Annotated in this window: 25 protein-coding genes, 1 other RNA gene and 1 riboswitch; of the genes, 4 read left to right on the top strand and 22 right to left on the bottom strand. The window is 45.3% G+C overall.

From position 1 onward, the window contains the following. Positions 1-151: 151 nt before the first annotated feature. From GQ671_RS05820 to GQ671_RS05785, 8 genes are all read right to left on the bottom strand, one after another. Complete coding sequence (locus GQ671_RS05820; RefSeq protein ID WP_160654070.1) at positions 152-487, bottom strand: DUF4870 domain-containing protein; 336 nt, start codon at positions 485-487, stop codon at positions 152-154. A gap of 146 nt (positions 488-633) precedes the next feature. After that, entirely contained in the window at positions 634-1518 is an 885-nt protein-coding gene (locus tag GQ671_RS05815) for a MetQ/NlpA family ABC transporter substrate-binding protein (protein ID WP_160654068.1), read from the bottom strand. Between the two features lie 38 nt (positions 1519-1556). Further along, positions 1557-2252, bottom strand: a complete 696-nt coding sequence (locus GQ671_RS05810) for a methionine ABC transporter permease (RefSeq protein ID WP_160654065.1) — start codon at positions 2250-2252, stop codon at positions 1557-1559. Further along, complete coding sequence (locus tag GQ671_RS05805) at positions 2249-3268, bottom strand: methionine ABC transporter ATP-binding protein (RefSeq protein WP_160654063.1); 1020 nt, start codon at positions 3266-3268, stop codon at positions 2249-2251. Before GQ671_RS05805 ends, GQ671_RS05810 begins: the two co-directional genes overlap by 4 nt. 102 nt (positions 3269-3370) lie before the next feature. Further along, positions 3371-3470, bottom strand: a riboswitch (SAM riboswitch). A gap of 38 nt (positions 3471-3508) precedes the next feature. Then, entirely contained in the window at positions 3509-3823 is a 315-nt protein-coding gene (locus tag GQ671_RS05800; protein ID WP_246153176.1) for a thioredoxin family protein, read from the bottom strand. Then, positions 3777-4184, bottom strand: coding sequence for a toprim domain-containing protein (locus GQ671_RS05795; protein WP_211364891.1), 408 nt, complete (start codon positions 4182-4184; stop codon positions 3777-3779). The genes GQ671_RS05800 and GQ671_RS05795 overlap by 47 nt, the downstream gene beginning before the upstream one ends. Before the next feature lie 61 nt (positions 4185-4245). Then, complete coding sequence (gene gcvH / locus GQ671_RS05790; protein WP_160654057.1) at positions 4246-4626, bottom strand: glycine cleavage system protein GcvH; 381 nt, start codon at positions 4624-4626, stop codon at positions 4246-4248. A 68-nt stretch (positions 4627-4694) separates the two neighbouring features. Beyond that, a complete protein-coding gene (locus GQ671_RS05785; RefSeq protein WP_160654054.1) occupies positions 4695-5051 on the bottom strand; it encodes an arsenate reductase family protein in 357 nt (118 codons plus the stop codon). Between the two features lie 142 nt (positions 5052-5193). Here GQ671_RS05785 and GQ671_RS05780 point away from each other — a divergent pair, with 142 nt between their 5' ends. Next, a complete protein-coding gene (locus GQ671_RS05780) occupies positions 5194-5511 on the top strand; it encodes a thioredoxin family protein (RefSeq protein WP_160654052.1) in 318 nt (105 codons plus the stop codon). A 45-nt stretch (positions 5512-5556) separates the two neighbouring features. Here the strand turns inward: GQ671_RS05780 and aroD are convergent, their stop codons facing one another. Then, on the bottom strand, positions 5557-6300 hold the full coding sequence (gene aroD, locus GQ671_RS05775; RefSeq protein WP_160654050.1) for a type I 3-dehydroquinate dehydratase: 744 nt from the start codon (positions 6298-6300) through the stop codon (positions 5557-5559). A gap of 249 nt (positions 6301-6549) precedes the next feature. On the opposite strand from aroD, the gene GQ671_RS05770 reads away from it, so the two are divergent. Beyond that, positions 6550-6870, top strand: a complete 321-nt coding sequence (locus GQ671_RS05770; protein WP_160654045.1) for a DUF3243 family protein — start codon at positions 6550-6552, stop codon at positions 6868-6870. 44 nt (positions 6871-6914) lie between these two features. On the opposite strand, the gene GQ671_RS05765 is transcribed toward GQ671_RS05770, so the two are convergent. Both GQ671_RS05765 and GQ671_RS05760 read right to left on the bottom strand, forming a co-directional pair. Further along, positions 6915-8372, bottom strand: a complete 1458-nt coding sequence (locus tag GQ671_RS05765) for a Mur ligase family protein (protein ID WP_160654042.1) — start codon at positions 8370-8372, stop codon at positions 6915-6917. Between the two features lie 101 nt (positions 8373-8473). Beyond that, positions 8474-8851, bottom strand: coding sequence for a YbgA family protein (locus tag GQ671_RS05760; protein WP_160654040.1), 378 nt, complete (start codon positions 8849-8851; stop codon positions 8474-8476). A 151-nt stretch (positions 8852-9002) separates the two neighbouring features. On the opposite strand from GQ671_RS05760, the gene GQ671_RS05755 reads away from it, so the two are divergent. Further along, the gene (locus GQ671_RS05755) at positions 9003-9458 is read left to right on the top strand and encodes a DUF305 domain-containing protein (protein ID WP_160654037.1); all 456 of its coding nucleotides are present in this window, start codon (positions 9003-9005) and stop codon (positions 9456-9458) included. A 278-nt stretch (positions 9459-9736) separates the two neighbouring features. Here the strand turns inward: GQ671_RS05755 and GQ671_RS05750 are convergent, their stop codons facing one another. Further along, on the bottom strand, positions 9737-10159 hold the full coding sequence (locus GQ671_RS05750) for a universal stress protein (protein ID WP_160654035.1): 423 nt from the start codon (positions 10157-10159) through the stop codon (positions 9737-9739). Positions 10160-10561: 402 nt separating this feature from the next. On the opposite strand from GQ671_RS05750, the gene GQ671_RS05745 reads away from it, so the two are divergent. Then, a complete protein-coding gene (locus GQ671_RS05745; protein WP_160654033.1) occupies positions 10562-10888 on the top strand; it encodes a hypothetical protein in 327 nt (108 codons plus the stop codon). A 145-nt stretch (positions 10889-11033) separates the two neighbouring features. Here the strand turns inward: GQ671_RS05745 and ssrA are convergent. The 10 genes from ssrA to GQ671_RS05695 form a co-directional block, all read right to left on the bottom strand. Continuing rightward, positions 11034-11399, bottom strand: a transfer-messenger RNA (tmRNA) gene (gene ssrA, locus GQ671_RS05740). 71 nt (positions 11400-11470) lie between these two features. After that, a complete protein-coding gene (gene smpB / locus GQ671_RS05735; protein ID WP_160654030.1) occupies positions 11471-11938 on the bottom strand; it encodes an SsrA-binding protein SmpB in 468 nt (155 codons plus the stop codon). A 2-nt stretch (positions 11939-11940) separates the two neighbouring features. Next, on the bottom strand, positions 11941-14283 hold the full coding sequence (gene rnr / locus GQ671_RS05730; RefSeq protein WP_160654028.1) for a ribonuclease R: 2343 nt from the start codon (positions 14281-14283) through the stop codon (positions 11941-11943). A 14-nt stretch (positions 14284-14297) separates the two neighbouring features. Beyond that, positions 14298-15044: an alpha/beta hydrolase gene (locus GQ671_RS05725; protein ID WP_160654026.1), complete on the bottom strand. Its 747-nt coding sequence runs from the start codon at positions 15042-15044 to the stop codon at positions 14298-14300. 96 nt (positions 15045-15140) lie between these two features. Further along, positions 15141-15371: a preprotein translocase subunit SecG gene (secG, locus tag GQ671_RS05720; protein ID WP_160654022.1), complete on the bottom strand. Its 231-nt coding sequence runs from the start codon at positions 15369-15371 to the stop codon at positions 15141-15143. 103 nt (positions 15372-15474) lie between these two features. Next, entirely contained in the window at positions 15475-16440 is a 966-nt protein-coding gene (locus GQ671_RS05715) for a carbohydrate kinase family protein (RefSeq protein ID WP_160655002.1), read from the bottom strand. A gap of 129 nt (positions 16441-16569) precedes the next feature. After that, on the bottom strand, positions 16570-17871 hold the full coding sequence (gene eno, locus GQ671_RS05710) for a phosphopyruvate hydratase (RefSeq protein WP_160654999.1): 1302 nt from the start codon (positions 17869-17871) through the stop codon (positions 16570-16572). 65 nt (positions 17872-17936) lie between these two features. Next, positions 17937-19463 carry a 2,3-bisphosphoglycerate-independent phosphoglycerate mutase gene (gpmI, locus tag GQ671_RS05705; RefSeq protein WP_322789464.1) on the bottom strand — a complete coding sequence of 509 codons (1527 nt, stop codon included), beginning with the start codon at positions 19461-19463 and terminating at the stop codon, positions 17937-17939. After that, positions 19460-20212, bottom strand: coding sequence for a triose-phosphate isomerase (gene tpiA, locus GQ671_RS05700; protein WP_160654018.1), 753 nt, complete (start codon positions 20210-20212; stop codon positions 19460-19462). The genes gpmI and tpiA overlap by 4 nt, the downstream gene beginning before the upstream one ends. 36 nt (positions 20213-20248) lie before the next feature. Next, positions 20249-21436, bottom strand: a complete 1188-nt coding sequence (locus tag GQ671_RS05695) for a phosphoglycerate kinase (protein ID WP_160654015.1) — start codon at positions 21434-21436, stop codon at positions 20249-20251. Between the last annotated feature and the right edge of the window lie 61 nt (positions 21437-21497).

The following is a 21497-nucleotide window of genomic DNA, read 5'->3' as shown; positions in this document are numbered from 1 at the left end:
AATAATAGTCAAAGTCTGATATGGGATTTCATTTACTACTACATTATAACGTAAATGCGCCACACTTTAAACCTTTAGACTTTCTCAGAAAGCCCCTGGACGACAAAATAAACCCCACGACTGATAATGATCATGGGGTAAATGAAAATGACTATTTGATGATATCAAGCGTGAATGGCGGTTTGTACATTATGCCATCATTGGCCTTGATGGCACCGATGATCAGAAATACGTAGAACAGCACAGTGACGATCGGACCGATGATCAGACCGATGAGAATAAAGGATGAAAGCCAGGCCACAAACATGTAGATCGTGTAGGAAATACCGAAATTGGCCACGTGACGCAATGCTTCTGCTGTTACTGGATCATCGTCCTTCTTCAATACCCAGATGAGCAATGGTCCGACAACTGCTGTAAACGCTGAGACGATGAACGATACCATGACAAGCGCTTTGTCGAAAAGCTGAGCATTCTGTGCATTCATTTTTCTTCCCCCTTCCGGGTTTGGTTATACTATAAATATACTCCTTAAATGGAAAAAGTAACAGTGATAAGGATGCCAATTGATAATTCCTGTCTGTTTTTTTCAATTGAAAAATCCCTGGGCCACATGACCCAGGGATGTTACTGCTATTGTACAGGAATCACTGCACCTTCGTAGTTATCTTCGATGAACTGTTTGATTTCATCGCCTTGAAGTACTTCAACAAGTTTCTGAATATCCTCACGTTCCTCGTCGCCAGTACGTACTGCAATCAGGTTGGCGTAAGGGGACTCTCCGCCTTCTACTACGATGGAGTCATCAACCGGATTCAGTCCACCATCAAGTGCAAAGTTGGAGTTGATGATGACTGCTGGTGCTTCATTGTTTTCATACATTTCAACGAGCAGTTCCGGAGCTGTCTGATTATTGAATTCGAAGTCTTTTTCGTTTTCAGTGATATCATCGAAAGTTGCATTCTGGATTTCGATGCCTTCTTCAATTTCAATCAGGCCAGCATCAACGAAGAATGACAGGAAACGTCCTTCTTCAGCAGGATTATTGGATACGAGGATCGTCGAACCATCCGGCAGATCCTCCAATGAATCGTAATCCTGTGAATAGACGGCCATCGGTTCGATATGGACATTGCCGGCGCTGGTGATATCATAGTCGTGAGATTCCTTCTCTGTTTCAAGGTATGGTGTATGCTGGAAGTAGTTCGCATCAACTTCCTCATCTGCAAGCAGACGGTTTGGTGTTGTATAGTCATTGACAATCGCTATGTCGAGTTCAATTCCCTCTTCTTCGAGAATTGTCGCTGCTTCTTCCAGAATTTCAGCATGTGGAGCCGGGGATGCTGCGATGGAAATCGTGCCGCCCGCCTCTTCAGTCTCTTCATTTTCAGCCGTTTCGGATGTTTCTTCACTTTCTTCACTATCTTCAGTTGTAGATTCTTCCGAACCACCGTTACCGCATGCAACCAGAATGGCCGCAAAAATTGAAATGACAAACAATAAGAAAATTTTCTTCATTATACTTTCCCTCTTTCCTGATTGATTTATTTTTATGATTATCGCTTATCGACCGCTTTTGCAGTCAGATCACCTAGAATCTGGATGATAAAGACAATAACCAGAATTACTACTGTTGCAACCAGAGTCACATCACTCTGGTTTCTTGTGAAACCGACCATATAGGCCAGATTGCCAAGCCCGCCTGCTCCGATGACGCCTGCAATCGCAGTCGATCCGACAAGCATGATGGCAGTGACAGTGATGCCTGAAATCAATGCCGGCAGTGATTCCGGCAGCAGCACCTTGCGGATGATCGTCCATGTGCCGGCGCCCATGGACTCTGCTGCTTCTATTACGCCTTTGTCGATTTCCTTCAATCCAATCTCGACCAGACGTGCATAGAATGGCGAGGCGCCGATGATGAGTGCCGGCAGTGCACCCTGTGATCCCATGATCGTCCCCATGACCACTTTTGTGAATGGAATGAGCAGGATGATCAGAATAATGAAGGGGATGGCTCTGAACAGGTTTACGAGAAATGCCGTGACACCGTAAACCGGACTGCTGGCTGCATGTCCACTTTTCGAGGAGAGGAACAGGATGATGCCGAGCACCAGTCCAAAAATGAACGTAAAGACCGTTGAAATGACAGTCATGTATAGCGTTTCATATGTTGCTGTTAAAACGTCGTCCCACTTCACGTTCTCTAGTGAGAACATTTCAGCGAACGCATTGATAAATCCAATCATCATCCTTCTACCTCCACTGTTACATCGTGCTCAGCCAGTTCTTCTTCCAGTTTCAAAAGATCCGTTTCATTGATATCGATCGCTACATAGAGGTGACCGTATGATTCATTGTTGGTCCGCTTGATATTGCCTGAAAGAATATTGAGATCCAGATTGTACTTTTTGACAACCTGCGAGACAATCGGCGCTTTCGACTGGGAACCGACAAAACCGAGCTTGAGTATCTTAGATGTCGGGAACATTTCCCTGACTTCCTCGAACGAGAGAGCGGTCTCCTCATCGTTGATGTCGTCTTTTACGAACCGCTTCGTCACTCCATGCTCCGGATTCTGGAAAAGCTTGAGTACAGGACCGGTTTCAACCACCCGTCCACCTTCCATTACTGCTGCACGGTCACAGATCTTGCGGATGACATGCATTTCATGCGTAATCAGTACGATGGTCAAGTTCATCTCATCGCGTATTTTGACCAGCAGATCCAGTACTTCATCCGTCGTTTCCGGGTCGAGCGCACTCGTCGCCTCATCGCACAGCAGCACTTCCGGTTCATTCGACAGCGCCCTGGCAATTCCGACACGCTGCTTCTGTCCGCCTGAAAGCTGGCTCGGATAATTGTCTTCCCGGCCCGTGAGGCCGACCAGCTCGATCAGTTCCGCGACACGCTGCTGCCGGTCCTTCTTCGGAACACCGGCGATTTCAAGTGGGAAACTGATATTTTCCGCAACAGTTCTCGACCAGAGAAGATTGAAGTGCTGGAAGATCATCGATACTTTCTGGCGCTTCTTCCTAAGCTTCGCACGGGTCATCGTACTGATGACATCCTCTCCGATCACCACTTCACCGGAGGAGGGCTGTTCCAGCCCATTCAGCATTCGGATCAGTGTGGATTTGCCTGCACCCGAATAGCCGATGACACCAAAGATCTCGCCCTGACGGATGTGCAGTGTAACATCATCCACTGCCTGTATATTATTGCTCTTTGTCTTGAAAATTTTAGTTGCATTGCGAATGTCGATCATATGCCTCATCCTGACTTGTATATTGGACAGCATGGCTATCCTTTCCATAAAAAACAAAAAACCTACTCAAAAGTTGAGTAGGCATTGGTTTGATCCATCAGCCTCTCATCTTCGATCAAATGATCATGTGAATTGGCACCTTGTCGCAATGACGGTTGCCGTGGTTTCGTAGGGCACTTCCCTCCACCACTCTTGATAAGAGTTTTTATTAGATTGTCATTAATAATAGCACCTGCATTCCTATTCGTCAACAAGGAATTCGTCCATTACTTCAGTCAAGTAAGGAACAGAATGGAATGCATAAATTTCCTTCACGAGTTCGCCCTTTTTGAATAGCAGCAGTGTCGGAGTGGATCTGATCTCATAGGTTTCAATAAAGTCCTTCTGATAATTCAGATCTATTGACGCATATGAGAAATCTCTCATTTCCGCCACGACATCGAGCATTCTTTCAGCGATCTGACAGTTGGCGCATATCGGCGCATAGCCGAAAATAATGAGCGTTTCCTCAGACTGAATACGGCTGGTAATATCTTGTGTTCTGGATTCTTTCATCATTACTGAACTTACCTTTCATGATCAAGCTTGTATCTACATAGAAATCATGCCTCATGAGGAGGTTTGCGAGATAGTCCCTCGGACAGCGGCCCACCTCACCGAACTTCGGGTCAATATATATATGTGTGCTTTCGCTCAAGTGCTTTTTAAACCATTTCCTGATGTTTCTTCCCTCTTTATCCGCATCTGACAGGATATAGATTTCAGAGCCATTCAGCTGGTCGAGAATATCATCCAATTTTGAGATACCCATTGTACCATGGGTACATATGATCTGTACAGGTTCAATCAGGACTTCTTCGATACGCCGTTTATCAGTCTTTCCTTCGACAATAAGCACTTTATCGGAAAAATACATAGTCATCACCCTTGGTATGATATTTTAAAAAAACTCCAGACCGGGTCCAGAGTTTACACTTTTATGCGTCCACCATTTCATTGTAGGCGTCAGCATTCATCAATCTATCAAGTTGGGATTCATCGGATAGTTCAACAACAACCATCCATGCTTTTTCATATGGAGATTCATTGACAAGCTCCGGGCTGTCTTCCAGTCCTTCATTGATTTCAACTACAGTACCACTTACAGGTGCGTAGAGTTCAGAGACCGTCTTGACGGATTCAACGCTGCCAAAAGACTCGCCGGTAGTGAGTGTGTCACCTTCAGCAGGCAGTTCTACAAAAACAATATCACCGAGCTCTGATTGAGCAAATTCAGTAATACCGATTGTCGCCTTGCCATCTTCGACTTTGACCCATTCATGATCTTCTGAATACTTGTATTCTTTAGGTGTTGCCACGACAAAAACCTCCTTTTTCTACTACACTCATATAATCTCATAAGTCCCACTATGAAGGCAAGGTTAATCTAGCTGTTCACGAGCTGCCTGTATTCAGCCTCTTTGAAGCCGAGCAGCACACTTGTACCATCGTATACCAGTGGACGTTTGATCAGCATGCCGTCCGAGGAAAGCAGTGCAAGTTTCTCATCCTGTGACATTCCATCAAGACGATCATTCAGATTGAGGTCTTTATACTTTTTACCCCTTTTATTGAAAAGCATGTCTATATCCGTACCGGAAGTTTCAACCAGTTCACGAAGCACATCGGCACTGGGTGGATTTTTCACCATATCGATGCTGTCGAACTGGACGTCGCTTTCCTGAAGATACTTCTTTCCCTTACGGCACGTCGTGCATTTTGGATATTCATAAAATGTAATCATTCGTCATCCTCCAGAAGATTTCCTACTCTTAATATACGTAAAAGCTGTTCGATATTGCAAGCAGAATAAGCATGTATCTTCCATATTCCCACCAAAAAATGATAGAATGAGGCTTAAATAAATTGATAAAGGAGTACTTATGATGGAAGCTATCAGACAGTATGATGACTATAAAGAAAAAATACAGGGCGATGACAAGATCATCATCAAATTTTTCGCAGACTGGTGTCCGGACTGCACTCGCATGAACATGTTCATCGACCCGATTCTTGAGGAGTACAACCAGATCGACTGGTACGAACTCAATCGTGATGAGCTCCCTGAAGCGGCAGATGAAAATGATGTCATGGGCATTCCAAGCCTGCTTGTTTTCCAGAATGGAGAAAAACTCGGCCACCTGCATTCTGCAGATGCCAAATCACCGGAATCAGTCAAAGATTTCCTGCAGAACAATCTATAGATATGACAAACGTCCAGCTCAGTGAGCTGGACGTTCTTTTAATACCTATTCGAATATCTGCAGATTGTTTTTCAGGTCCTGCACATGGAATTGTCCAGGTGCCGCCTTGTGAGAAATGTAACCATAGGTCAGACAGGAACCGAAAACGCCGCCTGCAACACGTGTAATCTTACCGAGCTCTCCCATGCTGATGCCGACAACCTGGCATTTAAGCTGCTGGCGCGCATCATGTACGGCAGTCAGAATACTCAGGACATCACGGCCATCCGCAGGGTTGTAGGCAAGTTTCAGTATATCACCGCCACGTTCATGCATATCCTTGTAAGTCGCCATTATTTCATCAAAGTCCGGGGTGTCCCTGAAATCATGCTGGCTCAGTACAACCAGGATTCCTTTCCGCTTTGCTTTTTCAACAAGTGCATCAACGATATCCTCATACATGAAGAACTCGATATCAATCAGCTGGATATCACACTGGTCAAGCACTGAGTTGAGCAGTGATTCGTACTCGACCGCCGTCTTCTGGCCCTTGCCGCCTTCACTCTGCGTCCGATACGTATAGAGAATCGGATAATCTTCCAATTTATCGATAATGTGATTGACGAGTTCCAGATGTGCTTCATGACTCAGTGCATCAAACGCATCACTTCTGATCTCGACAATGTCGACTGCCGAAGGGTTATCCAATACACCCTTGATTTCCTCATCCACCGTCTCTTTCGAATGATTCGAGAAGGAAACAACCACTTTAGGCTGTCCACTCCCGATATCCACGCCTTTAACATTCATACATATCCCTCTTATCATCACTATTTATTTATATACAATATAGAAAGTATAGGGAAAATTCAAATATAATATAAAACTTCTGCCTTTAGACATAAAGATGTTTAAGTATGGCGGGAAAAGGCTATCATATGACTAGAGCATTAATCATCCGGGAAAAATCATTTCAACCGGAAGCTCAGGATACTGCACTCCCAAATTGGAAACGTTGCGTAACGCTACGACATTAGAAAATTATAGGAGGAATCGAGAATGGCTAACGAAGAAGTGAATAATCCAGAACAGAAAGCACAAAACATGGATCAGGAAGACAAAGACCAGATTCTTGAGAGCTATAACAAGTTCATCAACTATCTTGGAGACCAGGTTTCCAAAGGTGAAAAGATGGGCATGGATGAAGACCAGCTATCCAAAGCAGCGAAAAGAGTTGCCGATTATCTTGCTAAAAATGAAGAGCCGCGCAACCGCGAGGAACAGGTTCTGAAAGAGCTTTGGAAATCAACGGATAATAGCGAAGAAAAAGATACAGTAGCAAAAGTACTTGTCAGAATGGCCCAGAAAACAAACGGCTAATAGGTACTCAAGCATATAAAAAGACACTTCTACGAAGTGTCTTTTTATTTTTCCAGATAATTGTAGATGAACGCCTTGTCATCATGATCCAGTAGATCGCCGCGATAATGCTGAGGTTCATTGATGCCCGTCAGCAGGATGATGGACTCATCATCTGCTTGTTCAATGGCCTGTACAATGCCTTCCTGACGTGAGATTGCGCCAATTGTGTTCGTCTCGTTATATGTTTTAGGCAATGATGACTGCATCATCCTTACAATTTCATATTCATCCTCATAACCGATCTGCTCTGCGGCGAGGACGAGACGGTATAGGTTTTCAGGTACCATCTCCATTGTCATCCTGATTTTCTCATATCCGCGCAGACCGATGCCTGTCACCATGACAATCAGCTTCTTATCCACCTTTTCAGCGTACTTCACTGCATTGATGATGGACTCGTTGATTGCAATCGGTGTATGGGCGAAATCCAAAATGAAGTTATACTCGTTCTTCGAGAAAAGTTCGAAGCGATGGACTGGAGGGCTGATCTTGCGGGAAGCTTCAATGACGGAGCCTGCATCATACCCAAGCTTCAAGAGCGTAAATATGCTTGTTGCCAGATTGATATAATTATGTTCGCCGAGGAACTGCGGTTTCACTGTGTGTTTCACATCTCCTACATGGAGTTCGATATGGTCGATGGCAGTGCTGAACCGGTAGTAAGTATCCTTATACTTTGAAAAATGGAATGAGTCATCCATGATACTCTGATATTCAGACACATCCCCATTGACTAGACACTGATCACTTAATGAGGCGAGTTTCAGCTTGGATGCCAAGTAATTTTCCATCGTCAGGTGATAGTCCAGATGCTCTGGACTGAAGTTATTGAAGACGCCGATTTCGTTCCTAATGAAGTCCGTCCGTCGCTGATCGAGTGCAATCGATGTCGCTTCATAGACGATGTAGTCATAATCACGCAGTGAGAAATACTTGATGACCTCTGCAAACTCGAAGTGCATGGGCGTCGTCGGGGTCGAGTGTGTAAATTCCACTTTTTCGTATTTATGATCAAAAATTCCCAGTGTTCCTACTGTCGCCACTTTGAGTCCAAGCTCTGACAGAAGACGGCCGATGAAGTGGCTGGTTGTTGTCTTGCCATTAGTCCCTGTAACGGCGATATACTTCAGCTGATCTATATAATCTCCATAGAAAAGCTCCACCATTTTGATGGACACATCATTATAATCACTAATATACAGGATGGTCACATGTTCATGGAACGCTTTGAATGTATCCACCTCAAAATCCGTGATGATGAGGGCCGGATCATACTCGAGGGCCGCTTCCACATACTTCTTTGAATTCTTTGAAGCCTTCAGCATGAATACATCTCCTGCACGGAGGTTCTGGTACATTGAAGTGACACCGTGAACCTCTTTTTGAGTATGTAATGATTCTGATGAATCATGATTGATAATATTCCCTTTAATCGCTTCTATAACTTCTGATACTTTCATTAAATTCCCCTTCAACAACTTCTTGGTAAATTTACTCGCGACACTTTCTTCAACTATAAAGCAAATGAAAGAAATATAAAACTGTATATAGAATATTTCTTTTATTCCTCCGATTGCAGCAGTGATGACTGGAGCAGATAGTCCACTTCATACTTTTCTGACAGGTGATGCAGAAATGTAATAAGTGTCGCACCAGCTATGTTACCCGACAGGAATGCCCGTTTCATTTCCCGATACTGCTCTTTTTCCGCTTCATTGCATATATTCTTGAAATACCCCCACATATGATCGAATGCATTGGTCATCGACCCCTGTGCTGGTGGTACCGCTTTGGCAGATTCAATCAGTGATACCACTGTTTCGAAAGTCGGTTCATTTTTCAGAGCAGCACGTATCCGTTCATAATGGCTCTGGCTATGATACATGACACTGTACTTCTCATGTGCCCATAGCTGTTCGATACGCCCTCGTTCCTTCATGGAGCACCACCCTTCAGAAGTTAATTACCCAAAATAAGAAGGTTGTAATCCTGCAAGTAAAAGTAATAAAGGGAAGTTTATAAAAGAAGTCGGTGGGAATAAGCAATAAGATCAGTAAAAAAAACTATTATTGAAAAAGGAGAAGGTCAAAATGAAAAAATACGGCAACTTTTTCGCCATGGTACTGACATCAACACTCATCATGTATGTTCTGATGTATTCCACCGTCTTCCAATGGAACCATCTTTTCTTCAGTGAGATGCGTACATACATGGGCATCTATATGGGGGCGACCATGGCCATTGTCATGCTGTTCTTCATGCGGCATATGTATACGAACAAAAAGGTGAACATCGCCATATACGTAGTCAGTGCCTTATTGATTGGCGGATCATTCTGGATGGCCCGCAGCCAGCAGTTTGTAGATGATGTCGACTACATGCAGGCGATGATTCCTCACCATTCCATTGCCATCCTGACCAGTGAACGTGCACAGATCACAGATCCGAGAGTAGAAAAACTTTCAGAGGAAATCATAGAAGCACAACGTGAAGAAATTAGTGAAATGAAGAAATTGATTGATGACCTTGAAGAAGAGGAAGATTAGGATAAGAAACAATTTCCCTATTATAAAGGTGAACTGAACTTTCATTTATTAGACGTAGCTAACGGTTAAAAATATAATTTCTACAAAAAATACGTGAATAAGTAAAAACTTAAGTTCTTTTTAAGATTTTAATAGTCTCAAGAAGAAAGAAAATTCATCCATAAAAGTATATAGAGAAAAGGTAAAGGGCATCCGGCAACGAATAAACGGAGATTATAAAAGTCCGCAACCATAGGGTTGCGGACTTTTATAATGGAAAGCCAAATTTTAATTCACTACTATTTGACAATCAGAACGGGTGTATTGACACGTTTTGCCACTTTATGTGTAACGTGTCCAAGAACATGTTTTATATCACGTTTCGAACGTCTGTTGCTCATGACGACAATCTCATAATCATTTTCATTTATCTCTTTCATAAGCTCATTGACTACACGTCCCGCTTTGAAACGGGTTGTATAGTTCACACCAAGTTCATCCAACTGATCGGTAAAAGGTTTGAGTTCTTCAATTTTGTCGTTGGCAATATCATTAAAATGCTTGCCTCGGTACTTTACGTTATCGACCTGTTCACTCTCCGGAATCACATTGAAAATCGTAATTTTCGCTTCTTCGCTATTGTCTGTCAGTTTCGCCAACTGTTCCGGGATATTATAGAAGGAATTTCCAAAGTCGTAAGGGAGCAGTATACTCTTGTACATTCTCACACACCTCTCTGTCTTTCATAATTTTTCTGAATTCAAACCAGTATTTTTTTACCTTTACTGGAGTCTACCCTCGGTCATATTGAACAAAACTAGAAAATAAATATCTTATTATAAAAGTCTATGTAAATATTTTGTACATAGATACAGTAGGTTCATTAGAACTTTTTACCTATGTCATGTAGAATTTACAGTAATTACTATTACTATTACTATAATATTATCCACCCCTTAGTAGTAAAAATATTCAATAAAAGGATGATCAATATTAAAAAATTAATTTTTTTACTAATAATGATAATTTCTATAAGTCTTGTAGCTTGTTCTTTTTCGGATGAACTTTCTGATAACGTCTACAGTGTACATGCCATTTCAGAGGAGGACCAAGGGGACTTAGCTATGTTCAAAGTTTATTTTGAGAATGGTCGTGCCATACTTGTTGATTCTAACGATGGTATAGAAGGGTCTTATAATTTTGATAATGACACTTTAGAAATGAATTTAGAGGGTGATAAGAATCGACTTGACTTCGTAATTGAAGATATAAAGTTAGTTGAAGAAGATAATTATGTAGGTAAATTCGAAAGCTTCGTAGCTGAAACAGAAGATCAAAAGAATCAATTAGGTACAGATCTTTTAAATAATCGTGTAAAAGATAATGAGGGAAGATATAGAGAAGTGAGATTAATAAAGAGTGATGATCAATCAATAGTTGATGAAGAATAGGCAAATATACTAGGTGGCGAGTCTAAATTTATGTAGGGACTGCTAATCTACTATGTAAAATAAAGATTTAAGAGTGCATTCACAAGGCCAGTGAGAAGGATAAGAAAAATAAAAAAAGGCTCAACCGCGGGGGTTAGAGCCTTTCATATGGAGACGGCGGGAGTCGAACCCGCGTCCAGAGACTTTGGCACAACTCTTTCTACGTGCGTAGCCTATTTTTTAGTTTCGCATGGCTGGTGGTAATAGACAGACCCCAGATCCATGCTAGTCTGATTGATCTCTTCACCCAGGTCTGCAGACGGAAGACCGGGGTGCGTATCCTATTAAGGTTGAATCATCCGATCAAGACGCATAGGAAACGTCATGGGATGATGCAGGCTACTCTTAGGCAGCTACTGCGAAGTTGTTTTGTTTGCCAGTTATTATTAACTGAGTATCGTTGATGACGAAGCCGATACCTCCGACACGCTTAAGTTGCTCAAACAGCCCCTGTCGAATCCGGAACGTCCCCGGATTAAAAGCACGTCTTATCGAGACGTATACTATATTATAGCAGAACAGTCTCCATTTTTCAAGATTCCGCTACTGCATACGGTCTTTCATCGCACGGTCGATATCACGCTTCATCTGTTTCTTCTTCAAGTCTTCACGCTTGTCATACTTCTTCTTGCCTCGGGCAACGCCAAGCAGCACTTTGCAGAAGCCGTTCTTGATATAGAGCTTGAGCGGAATGATCGAGTAGCCGGGATCCTGTGTCTCTCCGAGCAGCTTGTCGATCTCCTTCCGCTTCAGAAGCAGTTTGCGTGTTCTCAAAGGATCATGGTTATAGCGGTTGCCTTCTTCGTAAGGCGCGATATGCATGTTGTACACATACATCTCGCCTCTATAGACACGGGCATAGGAATCCTTCAGATTGGCTGAGCCGCGTCTGATGGATTTGATTTCCGTGCCCCTGAGTTCAATTCCCGCTTCAATCGTATCCTCAATAGTATAATCATGTCTTGCTTTTCTATTTTGGGCAAGCGGTTTGTCATGCATCTTCTTTTTCATAACTATTTCTTCTTTCCGTTACTTTTTTTCGCACCTTTGTAGAAAGGCTTCTTGTTGCCCTTGCTTTTGTCATTAGGCTTTTTGCCATTCTTCTTTCTGCCACCATTGCCTTTATTCTGACCATTGCCACTGCCTTTGTTCTGTCCGCCGCTTCCCGGCTTGGTCTTCGCTTTGATCTCCACAGGTCTATCCCTACGTTCTCTTGGCTGGCGATCCGGCATGCCGACGACTTTGAAATCGATCAGACGCTCTTCCAGGTTGACGTTCAGTACTTCAACTTCTACCGGATCACCGATACGGTAGACAGTACCTGTACGGTCGCCGATGAGTGCCATATGACGTTCGTGATACTGGTAATGGTCGTCTGTCATATAGGAGACATGTACAAGTCCTTCGATTGTATTCGGCAGTTCGACGAACATGCCGAAATTCATGACACCGGCAATGACACCTTCATACGTCTCACCGACGTGCTGGATCATGTACTCCGCTTTCTTCAGATCATCCGTATCCCGCTCTGCATCCTGGGCACGTCTCTCCCTATTGGATGTATGCTCGGCGATATCCGGCAGTTCGGAGGCGATCTGATTCACCGTTCTCTGACCCGTCTTGCCTTCGATCAGATACTTTCTGATCAGTCGGTGCACTACAAGGTCCGGGTAGCGTCGGATCGGCGAAGTGAAGTGTGTATAGTACTCCGCGGATAAACCGAAGTGTCCCAAGTTTTCTTCAGAATAGCGTGCCTGCTGCATGGAACGGAGCATCAGTGTACTGATGACCATTTCTTCCGGTCTTCCTTCCACTTCTTCGATGATCTCCTGCAGTGCGCGCGGGTGGATTTCGTTTCCCTTTCCTTTGACGATGATGCCGAAGTTCGTGATGAATTCGAAGAACTGTCTCAGCTTTTCTTCTTTCGGATCTTCGTGAACACGGTACAGGAAGGGTACTTCCATCCAATGGAAGTGTTCTGCCACTGTTTCGTTTGCTGCAAGCATGAACTCTTCGATCATCTTCTCACCGACGGAACGTGTACGCAATACCACATCTGCCGGCGTCCCATCAGCTTCTACAAGCACCTGGGCTTCATTGAAATCAAAATCGATGGCACCGCGCTTTTCTCTTCTGCCACGCAGAATCTTCGCCAGTGCCTCCGCATTCTGCAGCATCGGATAGACGTCGCTGAATTCCTGGATCAAGCTCTGATCTTCTTCATCAAGCATGCGGTTGACCGCATCATATGTCATACGTCGGTCGGAGTGGATGACACTCTGGAAGATATCATGATTGACTACCTTGCCATCGCGGTCGATTTCCATACGGCAACTCATCGTCAGTCGATCCACATGAGGGTTCAATGAACAGATGCCATTCGACAGGCGGTGCGGTATCATCGGTATGACCCGGTCGACGAGATACACACTCGTCCCCCGTTCGTACGCCTCCTTATCAAGCGGCGCTTCTTCTTCGACATAATAGCTGACGTCTGCGATGCTGACGATCAGTTCGTAGTTGCCATTATCCAGTGCTTTGATGGAGATGGCGTCATCAAGATCTTTTGCGTCTGCTCCGTCGATTGTGATGGTGAACTCATCACGGAGGTCCGTACGGTCCTTGAGTTCATCTTTACTGATGGTCTCAGGCACCGCTTCAGCCGCTTTAAGCACTTCTTCAGGGAATTCGATTTCAATCCCGTGCTGATAGATGATGGAGAGGATGTCCACGCCTGGATCATTTTTATGACCGAGTATCTGAATGACATGACCTTCCGGATTATCGTCATTGTTCTCACGGTATTTTGTGATTTCCACAAGCACCTTGTGCCCATCTATAGCACCGAGGTTCTGTTTTCCCGGAATAAAGATATCATCGACAATTTTTTTGGAATCCGGAACAACGAAACCGAAATTCTTGTTTGCATGATACTCCCCGACGACACGGGTGATGCCACGGGTCAGTATGGACGTAATCTGCCCTTCACGGTTATCGCCCTGGGACTGCTTCTGCACTTCGACCAGTACGGTGTCTCCGTCCAGTGCCCCGTTGATGGCGTTTGGTGGAATGAAAACATCCTCAAGTTCCTTATCTTCCGGACGAAGGAAACCGAATCCTCGCTTGTGCATGGACAGCTTCCCCTTGATCAGGTCCGTTTCGCTCATCTTCATAAATTTATCTTTTTTAGTTCTATGGATTTCTCCAGACGCCTCCAGGGCAACAATATCCTTTACCATTTCCTTGAAGTCTTCAGAATCGTATGCTGAAAGTTCCTGCTGGAACTGGTCCATTGTCATTGGCTTGTATTCTTCAGAGCCAATCAGTGTCAAAATCTTTTCTCTATAGCTACCCATGAATCTGCCTCCTATTACGCATTCCAGTCCAACTGGCCCATAAATGCGTGTATATCTTCGAAAAGTTGCTGTTTTTCCTTATCTATTGTCAGAACATGTCCGGACTCGGGGTACCACTTGAGCTGCTTCTCTTCATCTTCTGTCGAAGCTTCGTCATGGATGATGTTTGCAGAATCCGGGTTGATCATCTGGTCCTGTTCGGATTGGGCCACAAAAAGAGGAATGAAAACATCCGGCAGACTATCCTTGGCGAGTGTAATCATATCTCGTACTTCATCCAGCATTTCAGTCGGCTCGAACCATGACATTTCCCGTTCAATCTCTGCTTCCGTCTTGCCTTCCATTCTCTTGAATCCACGGGCATATTCCAGAACACCTGCATACATCGTCTCCCGGTCTTTCAGGTACATCGGACTGCAGATCGTCGCTATGCCGACGACGTCCCGTACTGTGGCGAGCCGCACTGCAAATACTCCACCAAGGGATAGGCCGGCAACGAAAATCTTCTCATAGCCACGTTCCACCAGAAAATCATAGGCTTGGAGCACCTCCGACCACCAGACATGGGGACTTGATTTCAGCAGGTTTTCAGGTGGTTCTGCATGTCCCTCGTAGTGGGGTGCATATGATGTGATGCCTTGTTTCTGAAGATAGCGTCCAAGTTGTCTGACATCCGATGAATTACCGGTGAATCCATGAAGCAGCAGCACTGCCTGCTCTCCTTCTTCAAAGAAAAATGGTTGCGGTAACTGTATCTTCATTATTTATACCCTACTTTCAATTCGTTAATTTCATTGTACGTCAAAAACTGCTCTTAGAAAAATAAAAACCCCCTATATCATAGGAGGCTCGATTCATTAGCTTAAATATGTGAGCAGCAGCATGATCATGAAGAACAACAATGACAATATGACCGTTGCCCTATGAAGTATAAGATCCATGCCCCGCGCTTTTTGTTTACCAAATAATTGCTCTGCACCGCCACCGATTGCACCTGAAAGGCCGGCACTTTTCCCTGACTGTAGCAATACCACTGCAATTAAAGATACACAAACGATAATCAGAAGCACGACGAGTAATGTTTGCATGTGGTAATCCCTCCGAATGATATTAACATTAAAAATTCTATCAGAAATACGGATGGATTGCAAACGTATCCGGAAAAGGTGTTTTCACACTATCAGCTATGCATTATATGCTGCTGGTGAAAGCATCGATCTCATCAGGAACAGGAATGCTTGTGATGGCACCTTTCCTTGTTGTGGACAGCGCACCGACTGCATTCGCAAAACGGAGGACTTCAGGCCCATTCTCTCTCAGTATTTCCATAACCGGCTTCGTATTGGACGAGAGCTGATACAGTACAGCACCGATGAAGGCATCACCTGCACCTGTCGTGTCCACCGTCTCCACTTCATATCCCGGATGTTCACAATAGCCGCCTTCCCTATAGATGATTTCACTGCCCGACGGGCCCTTCGTATAAATGACTGTTTCTACGTGATCTGCAAAAAGGGCACTCACAGCATCAGATTCATCCTGTATGCCGGTGATGAACTCCAGTTCCTCATCAGAAACTTTTACGATATCCGCAAACTTCATAAACTCACGAACGGCTTCACGGCACGCATTCTCGTCCTCCCAGAGGGGTAATCGGATGTTCGGATCGAAAACCACAGTACCTCCAGCTTCCCGCACCTTTTCGATGACCACGCGATGCGTCTCCTTCATGTCACTCTCCACAAGGTCGACCGAGCAGAAATGAAGCAGGTCAGCCTTATGGAACTCTATATCGCTGACTGCAGATTCGTCGTACAGGAGATCAGCCGACGGGTTCCTGTAAAAGGAGAAGTCCCTGTTCCCGGTGTCATCGAGCGATACGAATGCCAGACCCGTATTCGCTTGTCGTGTACGTGTGATGTAGTCTGTATGTACACCTTTCGACTCAAGCAGTTCGAGAATACGGTCGCCGAATGCATCCGTCCCGAGCTGTGTCAGTAGATGCGACTCTCCGCCGAGGATGGCATGTGCTGCTGCAACATTCGCCGGTGCACCGCCGACCTGTGGTTCAAATCCATTGATATCCTTCAGTTTCTTCCCCTTTTCAGTAGGAATGAAATCGATCAGTGCTTCTCCAATTGTGTAAAGACGTCTCACCATTACCATCTCCATTCTTGTCCTATTGCCAAGAATTATATCATACGAGGCCTTTCCAATATCAGTATAAAAAAACAGGCCGGGGTCACCCCGGCCTGGAAGTCCTCCCTTGACGCGGGAGGTTTGGAACTATTGCTCATCCAGGTTGTAGAATGAAGCAAGTCCTGAGTATTTTGCTGTTTCGAACAGCTCGTCTTCGATTCTGAGGAGCTGATTGTATTTTGCTACACGGTCTGTACGTGATGGTGCACCTGTCTTGATCTGTCCTGCATTGACAGCAACAGCGATATCAGCGATTGTCGTATCTTCCGTTTCACCGGAACGGTGGGAGATGACTGCTGTATATCCGGCACGTTTCGCCATTTCGATTGCTTCGAATGTCTCAGTCAGTGTACCGATCTGATTCACTTTGATCAGAATGGAGTTGCCGACGCCTTCCTCTATGGCACGCGCAAGCTTCTTCGTGTTTGTAACGAAGAGGTCATCACCGACAAGCTGGACTTTGGAACCGAGCTTTTCTGTCAGAAGTTTCGTACCTTCCCAGTCATTCTCATCCAGTCCATCTTCGATTGAGATGATCGGATACTTCTCGATCATGTCAGCATACCAGTTGACCATCTCTTCAGATGTGTAGGATTTGCCTTCACCTTTAAGTTCATACTTCTTTGTTTCCGGATCATAGAACTCACTGGATGCAGCATCCATTGCGAGACGGATCTGTTCGCCAGGCTTGTATCCAGCTTTTTTCACTGCTTCGATGATCGTAGACAGTGCTTCCTCATTGGAACCGAGGTTAGGTGCGAATCCACCCTCATCACCGACGCCTGTGTTGTAGCCTTTGTCCTTCAGTACTTTTTTCAGGTTGTGGAAGATCTCAGTACCCATGCGCAGTCCTTCCTTGAATGATTCGGCACCGACCGGCATGATCATGAATTCCTGGATGTCCACGTTGTTATCCGCATGCTCCCCACCATTGATGATGTTCATCATCGGTACTGGAAGCTGAACTGCATTGAATCCACCCAGATATTTGTAGAGTGGCTGTCCAAGGAAATCTGCAGCAGCTTTTGCTACAGCCATTGATACACCAAGAATGGCATTGGCGCCAAGTTTGCCTTTGTTTTCAGTACCATCAAGTGCAATCATCATTTTATCGATGGACACTTGTTCAAGTACACTGAAGTCACCATCGATAAGTTCAGGTCCAATGACTTCGTTGACGTTCTCAACTGCTTCTTCAACACCTTTTCCGAGGTAGCGTGTGTCGTCTCCATCACGTAGTTCAACAGCTTCGTATTCTCCTGTGGAAGCACCTGAAGGAACCAGTGCGCGACCGAAAGCGCCGCTTTCTGTCAGTACTTCCACCTCGACTGTCGGATTACCCCGGGAGTCAAGAACCTCACGTGCGTAAACATCTGTAATTAATGGCATAGCAATGTCTCCTTTTTTGTTGGTTTCTATATCATTACCCGAAAAGATGAACTTTTCGGCAATAATCATCTTATCAGACTTTCGCCTGTCATTTCTTCCGGTTGTTCAATCCCCATCAGATCAAGCATTGTCGGGGAAAGATCCGCCAGACGACCGCTTTTCACTTCTGCGCCTTCTTGGGTGACGATCACCGGTACAGGATTTGTCGTATGTGCAGTCATCGGTTCTCCACCAAGTGTTGTCACTTCGTCAGAATTGCCATGGTCTGCAGTAATGATTGCTGTACCGCCTTGAGCAATTATCTCGTCCACGATCGGCCCGAGACATTCGTCCACCGCTTCGATGGCTTTGATTGTCGGTTCAAGCTTGCCGCTATGTCCAACCATGTCCGGATTGGCAAAGTTCAGGATGATCATATCGAGGTCTTCTTGTTTCAGTTCCTCAAGACATCTGTCCCGCACTTCATAGGCACTCATCTCAGGTTTCAGGTCGTACGTCGGCACTTTCGGTGAATCTACAAGTACTCTGCGTTCTCCATCAAATTCCTTATGGCGGCCCCCACTCATGAAGTAGGTGACATGCGGGAACTTTTCGGTCTCAGCAATGCGCAACTGTCTACGGCCGGCTTTTGATACAACCTCGCCGATGGTGTTGACGATGTCCTTTTTCTCGAAAACTACATCTGCCAATACATTATCACTATATTTGGTGAAAGTGACAAATTTAAGATCGGCGTATTTCCTGTCAATCTCGAATCCCATGAATTCCTGGTTGGTATATATTTCAGACAGTTGTGCGGCACGGTCGGGACGGAAGTTGTAGAAGATGACTGCATCATCATTCATTACACCCCGGTCATAGTCGCCATCATGTCCGAAGACGATGAACGGCTTGACGAATTCGTCATAGATACCTTCGTCGTAGCTTGCCTGGATGCCTGCTTCGGCACTTTCAAATCTTTCTCCGACACCGTTCGATATGGTCTGATATGCCATTTCCTCCCGGTCCCAGCGCTGGTCGCGGTCCATGGCATAATATCTGCCGCTGATTGTGGCAAATTCACCGATACCGATTTCCTTGAAGCGCTTCTCGGATTCCTGCACATATCTGATGGCGGAATCCTGTGAAACATCCCGACCATCCAGGAAGGCATGGACATAGACGTTCTTCAGCCCTTTTTCCTTGGCCATCCGGAGTATTGCGAACATGTGCTCATAGTGGGAATGGACGCCTCCGTCACTCAGCAATCCCATGACGTGCAAAGCACTGTCGTTTCCATTGACGTGATCCATCGTATTGAGGAGCACTTCATTATCATAGAAATCTCCATCTTCGATGGATTTGTTGATCCTTGTCAGACTCTGATAGACAACACGTCCGGCACCGATATTGAGGTGACCGACTTCTGAATTGCCCATCTGCCCTTCCGGCAGACCGACATCAAGGCCACATGCACTGAGTTCATTATGAGGGTACTTGTCGAAGAACCGGTCGAAATTAGGTTTGTTGGCCGCCTTGACGGCATTCCCTTTTTCCTCATCCCTGTTGGCGAAGCCATCAAGAATGATCAGACCTACTGGTTTTGACATTATTTAGCACCTTCCAACAGTTGAACGAAGGAATCCGGCTTAAGGGAAGCACCACCGACGAGTGCACCGTCAATATGCTCCTGTGCCATGTACTCCTTAACGTTTTCTGGTTTTACAGAACCGCCATACTGGATACGGACAGCTTCAGCTGTTTCGTCATCGTACAGGGAAGCAACCGTCTCACGGATGACACCACACATTTCATTGGCATCTTCACTTGTTGCGGACTTGCCTGTACCAATTGCCCAGATCGGCTCATATGCAATGACAGATGATTTGACCTGATCTTCCGTCAGACCATCCAATGCTTTTGAAACCTGGTCCTTCACCTTTTCCGTAGCCTTACCGGATTCACGCTCTTCATCGGACTCACCACAGCAGATGATCGGTACCAGATTTTTAGCATGCAGTGCATGTGCCTTCTTGTTCACTGTTTCATCCGTTTCATTGAAATGCTCTCTGCGTTCGGAGTGGCCCACGATCACATACTGTACGCCCAGGTCCTGGAGCATGGACGGAGAGACTTCTCCGGTATATGCGCCACTGTCTTCAAAATGACTATTTTCAGCGCCCACACCGATTTCCAGATTTTTCGTCTTTTCAACCAGCGAAGGCAAGTGGATGAATGGTGCACATATCGCACTTTCCACTTCAGAACTTTTTGGCAGTTCGCCAAGAGCGTCAATGAATTCGTTTCCTTCTGAAATCGTCTTGTTCATCTTCCAGTTTCCTGCTATAAATGGGGTTCTCATAATCTTCCTCCTCATATTGTTGAAATCACGCGCTGTCTATTTATCATCGATTACGGAAAGTCCTGGGAGTTCCTTGCCTTCCAGGTATTCGAGAGATGCACCGCCGCCTGTGGAGATATGGGAGAAGTCATCTGCATATCCAAGATCCATGGCTGCTGCTGCAGAGTCACCACCACCGATGATTGTTGTCGCATCATCCAGTTCAGCGATGGCCTTGCATACGCCGATTGTACCTTTGGCGAAATTCTCCATTTCAAATACGCCCATCGGACCATTCCATACGACTGTCTTTGCACCTTCAAGTACTTCCTTGAATCTCTCAACCGTCTTCTGACCGATATCGAGGCATTCCATGTCGGCAGGAATTTCGTCTACAGAAACTGTTTTGTGCTTGGCATTCGGGTCGTAGTCCTCTGCTGCAACAACATCGACAGGCAGTACAATCTTATCGCCGGCTTCCTCAAGCAGTGTTCCGGCCATGTCCACCTTATCCTCTTCAAGCAGCGACTTGCCGATTTCCTTGCCCTGCGCCTTGAAGAATGTATAGGCCATGCCGCCGCCGATGATGACACGGTCCGCCTTATCAAGGACGTTCTTGATGACACCAATCTTATCGGATACTTTCGCACCACCGAGAATAGCGACGAATGGGCGTTCAGGTGCATCAATTGCACCACCGATGAAGTCGATTTCCTTCTGCATCAGATAGCCGGAGACCGTTTCCAGATTCGTACCGATGCCTACATTCGATGCATGGCTTCTGTGAGCTGTGCCGAACGCATCGTTGACGAAAATATCACCAAGTGAAGCCCAGTACTTGCCGAGTTCTTCATCGTTGCCGCTCTCTTTTTTGCCATCAACATCTTCAAAACGAGTGTTTTCAAACATCAGGATGCCGCCGTCTTCAAGATTGCTGATACCTTGTTCAAGCGCTTCTCCACGTGTATGAGGGACGAATGCAACGTCTGTATCCAGCAGTTCGGTCAGTCTTTCGGCAACCGGCTGCAATGTCTTGTCCTTCTTGTCTTCCTCCGTCTTCACTTTGCCGAGGTGGGAGAAAAGGATGACCCTTCCACCCTGCTCAATGATATACCTGATTGTAGGGAGTGCCTGTACAATACGGTTGTCGTTCGTGATCTCCCCATCCGACATCGGGACATTCAAGTCAGCGCGAAGCAGTACTTTCTTGCCTTTCAGTTCAACATCTTCTACAGTTTTTTTCATTGCCGTGCCTCCTATGCTTTTCTGTTCATTTCCATTATACCCATCTATAAATCGGAATAAA

This window comes from Salinicoccus hispanicus (assembly GCF_009831115.1).
GTDB lineage: Bacteria > Bacillota > Bacilli > Staphylococcales > Salinicoccaceae > Salinicoccus > Salinicoccus hispanicus.
This window is presented reverse-complemented; position numbering and strand designations above follow the sequence as displayed.